The organism is Vibrio agarilyticus (genome assembly GCF_012641465.1).
Classification (GTDB): Bacteria; Pseudomonadota; Gammaproteobacteria; order Enterobacterales; family Vibrionaceae; genus Vibrio; species Vibrio agarilyticus.
Map to the genome: position 1 here is coordinate 128,862 of NZ_JABAIK010000008.1, position 10,875 is coordinate 139,736.

Consider the following 10,875-nt stretch of genomic DNA (forward strand, 5'->3'; position numbering starts at 1 on the left):
CCGCTAAACCGGAAAATCAATTGGAGAAGACATCATGGCAGTAAGTGTAAACACCAACGTATCGGCAATGACCGCACAACGTTACCTAAACAGCGCAAACAGTGCACAAAGTACGTCAATGGAGCGTTTGGCTTCTGGCTTTAAAATCAACAGCGCAAAAGACGATGCTGCGGGTTTGCAAATTTCTAACCGCTTGAATGTCCAAAGCCGTGGTCTTGATGTGGCAGTGCGCAACGCAAACGACGGGATCTCAATTGCACAAACTGCTGAAGGTGCAATGAATGAGACAACCAACATTCTTCAACGTATGCGTGATTTGTCGCTACAATCGGCAAACGGCTCAAACTCACAAGCAGAGCGCGTTGCGATTCAAGAAGAAGTGACAGCGCTAAATGATGAGCTTAACCGAATCGCAGAAACCACATCGTTTGGTGGTAACCGTCTACTAAACGGTACATACGGTACGAAATCATTCCAAATCGGCTCAGATAACGGTGAAGCGGTGATGCTAAACCTACGCGACATGCGTTCTGACAATGAAATGATGGGCGGCACCAGCTACAAAGTGAGCGGTGAAGGTAAAACCAAAGATTGGAATGTAAGCGCAGACGCGAACGCGTTCAACATGACACTAAAAGATGTTAATGGTAAAGAGCACGCTATCAACATTAACGCAAAAGCGGGTGATGATATCGAAGAGCTCGCAACATACATCAACGGTCAAACTGACATGGTGAAAGCGTCGGTTAGCGCTGAAGGTAAACTGCAAATCTTTGCAGGCACCAACAAAGTGAATGGCGATGTTGAATTTAGCGGTTCTTTGGCTGGTGAGCTTGGCATGAGTGATGCGAGCAAAGAAAAAGTGACGGTTGATACCATTGATGTAACATCAGTATCAGGTTCACAAGAGTCGGTTGCCATTATTGATGCTGCGCTAAAATACGTCGATAGCCACCGCGCGGAGCTGGGTGCATTCCAAAACCGTTTTGACCACGCTATCAACAACCTAGATAACATCAACGAGAACGTGAATGCATCAGCAAGCCGTATTAAAGATACTGACTTTGCTCGTGAAACCACGCAACTCACCAAAACACAAATTCTTTCGCAAGCGTCAAGCTCGATTCTGGCTCAAGCGAAACAGGCGCCAAACTCAGCGCTTAGCTTGTTGGGTTAATCATCGCCCTGACACTCATTGGCTCATGGTGAGAGATGAGCAAAAAACCGGCTTCGGCCGGTTTTTTTTGTTACCAAAAATTGTGAAGTTTGCCACGTTGTTACGCTAAAAGAACCAAGAAATAAAAAAATTCCCCGTTTTCTCCTAAAGGTTACATCTTAGTCGCCGTTAAAGAGACTGAGAGAAATAAGATGCATTGAAGTGAGGTGAGAGACACCGAGATGCATACTACTAAGCCTAAGGAGATCGATTATGGCGATTAACGTCAACACGAATGTGTCTGCGATGACTGCTCAGCGCTATTTAAATCAAGCGTCTGAAGGTCAGCAAAAATCCATGGAACGTTTGTCATCTGGTTATAAAATCAACAGCGCTCGAGATGACGCTGCAGGTTTGCAGATTTCAAACCGGTTAAGCTCGCAAAGTCGCGGCCTTGATATGGCGGTTAAAAATGCCAATGACGGGATCTCGATTGCTCAAACAGCAGAAGGAGCGATGACCGAAACCACCAACATCCTTCAACGGATGCGCGACTTGTCGTTGCAATCGGCGAACGGTTCAAACTCACGCAGTGAACGCGTGGCGATTCAAGAAGAAGTGTCAGCGTTAAATGACGAGCTTAACCGTATTGCAGAAACAACCTCATTTGGTGGTAATCGTCTGTTAAACGGTACCTATGGTGCACAATCGTTTCAGATTGGTTCAGATTCTGGCGAGTCTGTACTGCTTAAAATGGGCAATCTGCGTTCCGATACTAAAGCGATGGGCGGCATGAGCTACCAAGCGGGCGAATCGATGAAAGCAGGTTGGACTGTGGGCAAAGAGTCTGAATTCACCATGAATTACGTTAACCGTGATGGTGAAGAGCAAGCGGTGACCATTAACGCCAAACGTGGTGATGATCTTGAAGAGGTTGCGACCTACATCAATGGCCAAAGTGGCGATGTTAAAGCCTCGGTGGGAGAAGATGGCCGTCTGCAAGTGTTTGCTAGCAGCCAAGCGGTAAAAGGCAAAATCGAATTCAGTGGCGATTTGGCGAACACGCTCAATATGGGTGAAGGCCGTGCAAAAACCGTCAATGATGTGGATGTTACCAGTGTCGCAGGTTCACAAGAAGCCGTATCCATCATTGATAGCGCGTTGAAAGAAGTGGACAGCCAACGTGCGTCTTTGGGGGCATTCCAAAACCGCTTTAGCCATGCGATTTCAAACCTAGACAACATTAATGAAAACGTGAACGCCTCGCTAGGACGTATCAAAGATACCGATTATGCGCGTGAAACAACACAAATGACCAAGTCTCAAATTCTGCAGCAGGCAAGTACCTCTATCTTGGCACAAGCCAAGCAGTCGCCTTCCGCCGCATTGAGTCTGCTAGGTTAGACATCGGTTGCGTTGGCGTCGGCATTGCTTGTATGAATTTATTCGCATTGGTTGATGGCTTGACGCCATAAGTTGGAAGGGAGAGTGCTATGGAAATACCGTCCTACACATCGAACATCCAGCCTTACACAGTAGAAGGTGGCACAAATGTTGCTGGCAATATTAATGGCCGCAACAGTGGCAATGTGCCCAACGTCGTCAGCTCTCGAGATAACGCGCCAATTCAGGCCGTTCGAGAGCAGGCTCTCTCGGTTGAGGCTGCGCTTGAAAAAGCGCAGGCGAAACAAGAATTCAATCGAGAAGAGCGACAAAAAATGGTTGAGCAGATGAATGAATTCATCTCTTCAATAAACAAAGGACTTTCGTTTCGTGTGGATGAAGAGTCCGGACGGGATGTGGTGACGATCTATGAAGCCCAGACGGGCGATGTGATCCGCCAAATTCCGGATGAAGAGATGTTGACGATTCTTCGACGTTTAGCTGCTCAGTCTGCCAGTTCGGGACTGTTAGTGGATAAGGTGTAATTCGTATAAGGTGATGCAATGAGTATGGGTCCTGTAGGACTGTCAGGTGGCATGGACATTAATGCCATGGTCAGCAAGATAGTCGATGCTGAACGTCTGCCACAGCAGCAGCGCATTGATAATGCGCGAGCAAAAGTGGAGACGAGTATCAGTGCCTATGGCCGACTCAAAGAATCCCTCGATACGATGAAAACATTGATGACCAATTTTCGTGACCAAAAAGCGTTTGCGGTGCGAAAAGTGGACACCAGTGATGACACTGTTGTTTCTGCAACAGCCACGACCGACGCGATTGCTGGTAAGTATGCCATCGATGTGTTGCAGCTTGCTCAAAGTCATAAAGTGGCCTCTGAAGTTCTCGATAAAGAGGCAAAATTTGGCCCAGGCAAGCTGCAAATTTCTCTAGGTGACTCTCAATTTAATGTTTATGTTGATGGTCATTCAAAGTTGACCGACGTTGTCCGTGCAGTTAACGGTTCTACCAATAACCCGGGTGTGCGAGCATCAATCATTAATGATGTGGATGGCCCGCGTATGGTACTCGCCTCGAATTTGTCGGGTGAAGCGAACCAGATGAAAGTCACGGTCGATGCCGAAAATCCTCAAGATCCGCTCAAAAAACTCGCCTATCAAACTCTTGAAGATCGAGTGAAAGCACTCGAGACGGCGCGAAGCAAAGCGCAAGCGATTATTTTGGCCAATGCGCCAGAAAATCAAAGCCAAGATGTGGCCGATGAGAAGGCCATCTCACCTAAGAATACCGATAGCGCTCCCGAAAAGGGGGAAGCTAGCCCAGATCAGAACGCCGCTCCCATCAATGATGCCAGGGCCCAATCGGCAAGCAATGCCCCTGTTTCTTCGTTTGGCGCGGCAGCGGCTGAAGCTGGTTATCAAGCGATAGCCGAGCGTCAAGCTCAAGCGGGTTTAATGCCTGATGAGCGTATTGGCGGCTGGTCTGACACCGCGTCTGGCACCTTGTTAGATTCTTATTACGAGCCAGAGCTGGAGCTTGATGAAGCCGCATTAGCTAAGGCGCCTGATGTTCCCGGATGGACCAATACCGCCTCGGGGACGTTAACCGATTCTTACGAAACGGCTCGTGAAGCCAGAGCGCGCTTTGAGGCTGAGCAGGCGCAAATTGAGCGCGACTTAGCGGCAGAAAAAGCCATGCTTGAAGCTCAAGTTGCAAAAGAAAAAGCGGCGCTGCAATCGCGTGTCGAAAGCGGCGAGTTAACGCCAGAGCAGGCCAAAGCCATCGAGCGCCAAGACTTAGCGCCGCAAGAGCGTCAGCGTCTAGAAACCATTGATGCAGCGCAAGCAGCACTGGTGAGCGCCGAGCAAGGTTTTGATACCTACGCTGGAATGCAAGAAGTGCAAAAAGGGCAAGACTCTATTGTCGTGCTAGATGGTATTGCGCGTTTAGCCAGTAATAATAATGTGATTGAAAATGCCGTCGACGGCATCGACTTGACCATCAAAGGAAAGACTCCTGTTGGCAAAGCACCGGTGGAAATTGGTGTTGAGTTCGACCGGCCTAGTGTGCGCAGTGATATTGAGAATTTTGTTCAAGCGTACAATCAGTTTTACCAGACAGCCAAAGCGCTCAGCTCTTTTGATCCCACCACCGGGCAAAAAGGCCCTTTAGCGGGCGATAGTACGGTGCGTAATGCCGACTCTCGCCTTAAAGCGGTATTCTCGAGCCGAATTGAAAACGCACCCGATGATCTCAAAACCCTAACGGAATTTGGCATCACCACCACGCGCACCGGCATGCTTGAAATTAATTACGAGATGCTCGATCGCCAATTGAATAAAAACTTCAATCAGTTAGAGAAATTTTTCGCAGGGCGAGAGGGTTTTGCACGTAAAATCGAAGATGCGATACAAGGTCTAACCGGCGTTGGTGGCTCAATTCGCACGCGAGAAACCAGCTTAACCGAAGAAAATTACCGACTCAGCGATGACCAGTTTACCCTAGACCGACGTATGGCCGGATTAGAGCAGCGCACTCACGCTCGATTTTCTGCAATGCAAGACGCGACGGGAAAAATGCAAGGTCAGTTGGGTGCATTAATGAATGCGTTGGGGTAACCGATGAGTTCTGACAATTTCGCCCAACTGATTGCTGCATTGAGTGAGCTTGATCAGCTTATTGAGCAAGAGTTGAAAAAATCGACCACAAATACTGAAGATATTGTTGGTTTGGTCGATAGCAGAGAAGAGATAGTTATCTCATTGCTTAATCAGCTGACGATACAGCCCGAACTAAAGCAGCAGCCAGAATGGCAAAGTGTGGTGCAAAGAACGCAAACATTATTGGTTCAAATGCAGCAAGAGACCGCCGTCGCGGGACGCGCATTGCAACAGTATCGTCAAGGTCAGCGCTCGATTCAGCACTACAAAAGATTTACATAAAAGAGGAATATTATGCGCGGTTCTTTACAGGCATACAAAAAAGTCTCGGTGGACAGTCAGCTCAGTGCTGCGTCACCACACAAAGTGATTCAGATGCTGATGGCTGGCGCCGTTGAGCGTTTGATTCAGGGTAAAGCCGCGATGATGGCGGGTAATATTCCAGTAAAAGGCGAGCGCCTAGGCAAGGCGTTAGACATTATCATTGGCCTTCGCAGCTGCCTGTCGATGGCCGACGGTGGTGATATAGCTCGAAACCTCGATCAATTGTATGAGTTTATGATAACCCAAATATCGAATGCGAATCACAAAAATGATCCTCAGGGTATTGATGACGTTATCGAGATTATTCGTGAAATTAAGTCTGCTTGGGATCAAATTCCGGCAGAATATCACAATTTGACCGCTGCAGAGGTCGGAATTTAACCAGAGTAGCGTCAAATTCCCGTGCATTAAGTATCTAATTGCTCGGTTGCCTTATTTATTTATTTAAATAGAATAGAAGTCATTAGGTCACTAGTGGCTTTTTTTCATTTTTTTGTTGTCGAATAATAACAAGAATGTGGTGTGGGTCAGAAAATTGTCGTTATGCGACAACATGTGATCTTTTCCCCAAATTGCAGATTGACGATTCACTTTAGCCAAAGAACTGGTTTGGCTAATTATTAATCTGATATTTTTTCGTCATAAACCAAAAAATAATAGTAAGGCAATCACTCTCGATATGCATGGTTTGACAAAATTGCTGGTCATCGATGATGACGCTCAAAGCCGCTTAACATTAAGCAATATTCTCGAGTTTGTCGGGGAGCATTGTGACGCCTTCTCATCGAGTCAATTGCCTCAACTTGACTGGTCACTTTCGTGGACCGGCTGCATTTTAGGCTCAATTCATCGCGATGATGATCGCGCCGCGGTTATTGCACAATTACAGCAACACCATCACATTCCTTTGCTCATATTGGGCAATGTTGATCATCGTGTCGAAAATTTGACGAGTTACGTTGGTGATCTCGAACTGCCCTTGAATTACCCGCAGTTGAGCGAAGCGTTACGCCACTGCAAGGAGTTTTTAGGGCGCAAAGGGGTGAACGTGATTGCATCGACACGCAAAAACACCTTGTTTCGCAGTTTGGTCGGACAAAGTCCAGGCATCCAAGAGGTGCGACACCTGATTGAACAAGTGTCGCATGCCGATGCTAATGTTCTTATTTTAGGAGAGTCTGGCACGGGTAAAGAGGTGGTTGCACGCAATATCCACTACCACTCAAGCTACAGTAAAGGCCCATTTGTGCCAATAAACTGTGGCGCAATTCCACCCGACTTACTGGAAAGTGAGCTTTTTGGTCATGAAAAAGGCGCGTTTACCGGTGCATTAACTGCGCGTAAAGGGCGTTTTGAGCTGGCCAATGGTGGCACCATCTTCCTTGATGAAATTGGTGATATGCCGATGCCGATGCAGGTCAAATTACTTCGCGTCTTACAAGAGCGCAGTTTTGAGCGCGTTGGTGGCAATAGCACCATTAAGGTGAATGTGCGTGTCGTGGCAGCAACGCACCGTAATTTGGAGCAGATGATTGCCGATGACACCTTTCGCGAAGATCTTTACTACCGCCTGAACGTGTTTCCAATCGAGATGCCAGCCCTACGCGAACGTAAAGCGGATATTCCTCTATTGCTGCAAGAGCTGATGGCGCGAATGGAAGCGGAAGGGGGCAAACCCGTCTGTTTTACCCCTCGTGCGGTGAATTCACTGATGGAGCATCATTGGCCTGGTAATGTGCGCGAATTAGCCAACCTGATTGAGCGTATGGTGATTCTATACCCAAACAGTTTGGTCGATGTGAATCATTTACCGACGAAGTATCGTTACAGCGATATTCCAGAGTTTCAGCCCGAAATGAACTGTTTTGGAAATGTAGAAGAGCAAGAGCGCGATGTGCTTGCCAATATTTTTTCCGAAGATTTTTGTTTTGAAGAACAAAATGAATTTGATGACCATTTTGATGCGCCACAAGCTCTGCCTTCAACCGGGGTCAACCTCAAAGAGATGGTGGCCGAGCTTGAAGTGAATCTGATTAATCAAGCGCTTGAGGCCCAGGCAGGCATCGTGGCACGCGCCGCGGATATGCTCGGTATGCGCCGCACGACGCTGGTGGAAAAAATGCGCAAATACAATTTGCAGCGCTGAGCGGTTACACACGCGCTATACCAGCAGGTTAAGCCGTGATTGAATGGCGGCTTAACGTCAAAAATTTGTCTTCAGACCAGCAAAATAGCGATGGCACGTGCTTTGCGTAGTGCATTGTATTGATTGACCGCCAGAAGAGCCTTCGAGCCATTTTATGAACTCAGTGACCAATTTATCGCACCTTGATTCTGTTGAACATCAAGTTGAGCGATATAAGCAAGTGTTAGAGGTGATGCCGGCTGGGGTCATCTTGCTTGATACGCAGGGGGTGGTGCGTGAAGCCAACCCTGAAGCGTATCGTATTTTGCAAGTGCCGTTAGTGGATGAAAAATGGGTCACGGTGATCCAAACCGCGTTCGATCCACGAGAAGATGACGGCCATGAAATTTCACTACGAAATGGTCGGCGTGTTCGCTTGGCGATTTCAGCCTCAGCAACCGGTCAACTGATCTTAATTACGGATTTAACCGAAACTCGCTTACTGCAATCTCGAGTCAGTGATTTGCAGCGTTTATCATCTTTAGGCCGTATGGTCGCCTCGCTTGCCCACCAAGTGCGCACACCGCTGTCGAGTGCCATGCTTTACGCCTCAAACTTAAGTGCGCCCAATTTGCCCAGCGCGACTCGAGATCGCTTTCAAACAAAATTAATGGATCGGCTGCATGACTTAGAAAAGCAGGTCAATGATATGTTGCTGTTTGCCAAAGGTGGCGACAATAAGGTGTTAAATCGATTCTCCATTCAAATGTTGGTGGATGAATTTTACCCTATGGTGGAAACCGCACTTCGCAGTAATGCCATTGATTATCATCAAGAAGTTGAGCAAGCGCACGTCACAATGCTTGGAAACGTCAATGCCATTGCCTCAGCACTAAGTAATCTGGTATTGAATGCAGTACAAATAGCGGGAAAAGAAGCGCAAATCGATATCTATTTTCGCGCGGTAAACGGTGAGTTGCGAGTCTCAGTGCAAGATAGTGGGCCGGGCGTGCCTCACGAGTTGCAACAAAAAATCATGGAGCCATTTTTTACCACGCGATCTCAGGGCACAGGGCTTGGATTGGCAGTCGTACAGATGGTGTGTCGCGCTCATGGTGGTCGATTGGAATTATTGTCCGAGCCCGGTGATGGTGCCTGCTTCACGGTTTGTCTTCCCTTAGAAACCTCGTCCTCGGTGAGCGCCGAGTCGCAACCGAATCAACAGGAGTGCTAAATGGCACAAAGCAAAGTATTGATCGTCGAAGACGATGCGGGGTTACGCGAGGCTCTGGTTGATACGCTCGCGCTGGCAGGTTACGCGTGGCTTGAAGCCGATTGCGCCGAAGAGGCGCTGCTTAAACTCAAAGCGGAGCCGGTTGATATTGTTGTCACCGATGTGCAAATGGCTGGAATGGGCGGCTTGGCGCTATTGCGCAGCATTAAACAGCATTGGCCTAATTTGCCGGTGTTGCTGATGACCGCTTATGCCAACATTGAAGATGCTGTGTCTGCAATGAAAGATGGCGCTATTGATTATATGGCGAAACCTTTTGCACCAGAAGTGCTCTTGAACATGGTGAGCCGTTATGCGCCGGTCAAATCAGAGGACAACGGCGACGCCGTGGTTGCCGATGAAAAGAGTTTAAGGCTACTGGCACTGGCCGATAAGGTGGCTCGTACAGATGCGAATGTGATGGTGCTTGGGCCGAGCGGTTCTGGCAAAGAGGTAATGTCACGTTACATTCATAATGCCTCGTTGCGTAAAGATGGCCCTTTTGTCGCGATTAACTGCGCAGCCATTCCAGATAATATGCTGGAAGCGACGCTTTTTGGTTATGAGAAAGGCGCCTTTACCGGGGCGGTACAAGCGTGCCCGGGTAAATTTGAGCAAGCACAAGGCGGCACTATTTTGCTTGATGAAATCAGCGAAATGGATTTAAACCTTCAAGCAAAATTGCTGCGAGTACTGCAAGAGCGCGAAGTGGAACGCTTGGGCAGTCGCAAAAGTATTAAGTTGGATGTGCGTGTCTTAGCCACCAGTAACCGCGACCTTAAACAGTACGTTGAAACGGGAAATTTTCGTGAAGATTTATATTATCGCCTTAACGTTTTTCCATTGATGTGGCCCGCTTTGTGCGATAGGCCGGGCGACATTGAGCCGCTTGCACATCATTTGGCGGAACGCCACTGTAGCAAAATGGGCCTGATAACCCCACAGTTCTCGCTTTCTGCGTTAAATAAGCTTCGCGCTTATCGTTGGCCTGGTAATGTCCGTGAACTTGATAACGTCATTCAACGGGCGCTGATCCTCAGTAACAATAGCGCCATTGATGGTGAGCATATTCTGCTCGAGGGCGTTGATTGGCATGATGCCAGCTCGCTTCAGCAAGTGGTGGAATTTCCTCAAACGGCAGCTCCGAATATCAAGCCGCAAGCGCTTCCTGAGGTATCGCATCCAACGGCCCATCGCACTGCGATGGCAGAGCCAGCAAGTTGGGCTCCAGCGAGCAATGAGGCATCGGCACCGGCTGGCGTAAATGAGATGTTGCGCTCGGCTTCTTTAGGCGAAGGGCTTGGTGGCGAGCTGCGAGATCAAGAGTATGCGATCATTTTAGAGACCTTGATTGAGTGCCAAGGACGCCGCAAAGAGATGGCAGACAAGTTGGGCATCAGCCCTCGGACTTTGCGCTATAAGTTGGCAAAAATGCGCGATGCAGGAATTGATATTCCTAACTAAGTTCGCTCGCACGACAACATCGTGACACTGGCATGCGCTTTGCAGCGTCAAAATAGTGTGATGATACGAAATCAACCAGTCAATAATTTGGCTTTGAGGATGTTATGAGAATTGATGGATTTAGCGGTGAAATGCGCACCATGATGCTTGAAGCCAGCAATACCGCCACTGCGCCATCGGGCGCAAAAGTGGGCGCTGATTTTAATGACATGCTAACGCAGGCGTTAAATAACGTGAATGGGCTGCAAAAAACCTCGGGAGATCTGCAAACCCGTTTTGATCGCGGTGATGCTGATGTGTCATTATCGGATGTGATGATTGCGCGCAATAAATCAAGTGTAGCCTTTGAAGCAACGGTGCAAATTCGAAATAAATTGGTTGATGCATACAAAGAATTAATGAACATGCCGGTGTAATAAGCTCATAGCCATACCTCAGCAATTTCAAATGAAGTGGGTATTATCGCGCATTA

General features: G+C 48.0%; 10 protein-coding genes. All 10 read left to right on the plus strand.

The window, feature by feature from the left end:
• The first annotated feature begins 34 nt into the window (after positions 1–34).
• The 10 genes from HGP28_RS09975 to fliE all read left to right on the plus strand — a co-directional run bounded on the left by HGP28_RS09975 (position 35) and on the right by fliE (position 10,819).
• Positions 35–1,177: a flagellin gene (locus tag HGP28_RS09975; RefSeq protein ID WP_168836308.1), complete on the plus strand. Its 1,143-nt coding sequence runs from the start codon at positions 35–37 to the stop codon at positions 1,175–1,177.
• Between the two features lie 252 nt (positions 1,178–1,429).
• Entirely contained in the window at positions 1,430–2,560 is a 1,131-nt protein-coding gene (locus HGP28_RS09980; RefSeq protein ID WP_168836309.1) for a flagellin, read from the plus strand.
• Between the two features lie 89 nt (positions 2,561–2,649).
• A complete protein-coding gene (gene flaG / locus HGP28_RS09985) occupies positions 2,650–3,084 on the plus strand; it encodes a flagellar protein FlaG (RefSeq protein WP_168836310.1) in 435 nt (144 codons plus the stop codon).
• Positions 3,085–3,102: 18 nt separating this feature from the next.
• Entirely contained in the window at positions 3,103–5,175 is a 2,073-nt protein-coding gene (gene fliD / locus HGP28_RS09990; RefSeq protein ID WP_168836311.1) for a flagellar filament capping protein FliD, read from the plus strand.
• A 3-nt stretch (positions 5,176–5,178) separates the two neighbouring features.
• On the plus strand, positions 5,179–5,499 hold the full coding sequence (locus HGP28_RS09995) for a flagellar protein FliT (RefSeq protein ID WP_168836312.1): 321 nt from the start codon (positions 5,179–5,181) through the stop codon (positions 5,497–5,499).
• A gap of 12 nt (positions 5,500–5,511) precedes the next feature.
• Positions 5,512–5,922 (plus strand): flagellar export chaperone FliS, encoded by a 411-nt coding sequence (fliS, locus tag HGP28_RS10000; RefSeq protein WP_168836313.1) that lies wholly within the window; start codon positions 5,512–5,514, stop codon positions 5,920–5,922.
• Between the two features lie 298 nt (positions 5,923–6,220).
• Entirely contained in the window at positions 6,221–7,687 is a 1,467-nt protein-coding gene (locus HGP28_RS10005; RefSeq protein ID WP_168836314.1) for a sigma-54 dependent transcriptional regulator, read from the plus strand.
• Between the two features lie 154 nt (positions 7,688–7,841).
• A complete protein-coding gene (locus HGP28_RS10010) occupies positions 7,842–8,900 on the plus strand; it encodes a sensor histidine kinase (RefSeq protein WP_168836315.1) in 1,059 nt (352 codons plus the stop codon).
• Entirely contained in the window at positions 8,901–10,403 is a 1,503-nt protein-coding gene (locus HGP28_RS10015; RefSeq protein ID WP_168836316.1) for a sigma-54-dependent transcriptional regulator, read from the plus strand. It abuts the gene before it with no gap.
• Between the two features lie 104 nt (positions 10,404–10,507).
• Complete coding sequence (gene fliE, locus HGP28_RS10020; RefSeq protein WP_168836317.1) at positions 10,508–10,819, plus strand: flagellar hook-basal body complex protein FliE; 312 nt, start codon at positions 10,508–10,510, stop codon at positions 10,817–10,819.
• The last annotated feature ends 56 nt before the right edge of the window (positions 10,820–10,875 follow it).

Excerpts from the sequence above, each read along its gene's own strand:
- HGP28_RS09975 (WP_168836308.1), top strand. The coding sequence starts at position 35 with ATGGCAGTAAGTGTAAACACCAACGTATCGGCAATGACCGCACAACGT.
- HGP28_RS09980 (WP_168836309.1), top strand. The coding sequence starts at position 1,430 with ATGGCGATTAACGTCAACACGAATGTGTCTGCGATGACTGCTCAGCGC.
- flaG (WP_168836310.1), top strand. The coding sequence starts at position 2,650 with ATGGAAATACCGTCCTACACATCGAACATCCAGCCTTACACAGTAGAA.
- fliD (WP_168836311.1), top strand. The coding sequence starts at position 3,103 with ATGAGTATGGGTCCTGTAGGACTGTCAGGTGGCATGGACATTAATGCC.
- HGP28_RS09995 (WP_168836312.1), top strand. The coding sequence starts at position 5,179 with ATGAGTTCTGACAATTTCGCCCAACTGATTGCTGCATTGAGTGAGCTT.
- fliS (WP_168836313.1), top strand. The coding sequence starts at position 5,512 with ATGCGCGGTTCTTTACAGGCATACAAAAAAGTCTCGGTGGACAGTCAG.
- HGP28_RS10005 (WP_168836314.1), top strand. The coding sequence starts at position 6,221 with ATGCATGGTTTGACAAAATTGCTGGTCATCGATGATGACGCTCAAAGC.
- HGP28_RS10010 (WP_168836315.1), top strand. The coding sequence starts at position 7,842 with ATGAACTCAGTGACCAATTTATCGCACCTTGATTCTGTTGAACATCAA.
- HGP28_RS10015 (WP_168836316.1), top strand. The coding sequence starts at position 8,901 with ATGGCACAAAGCAAAGTATTGATCGTCGAAGACGATGCGGGGTTACGC.
- fliE (WP_168836317.1), top strand. The coding sequence starts at position 10,508 with ATGAGAATTGATGGATTTAGCGGTGAAATGCGCACCATGATGCTTGAA.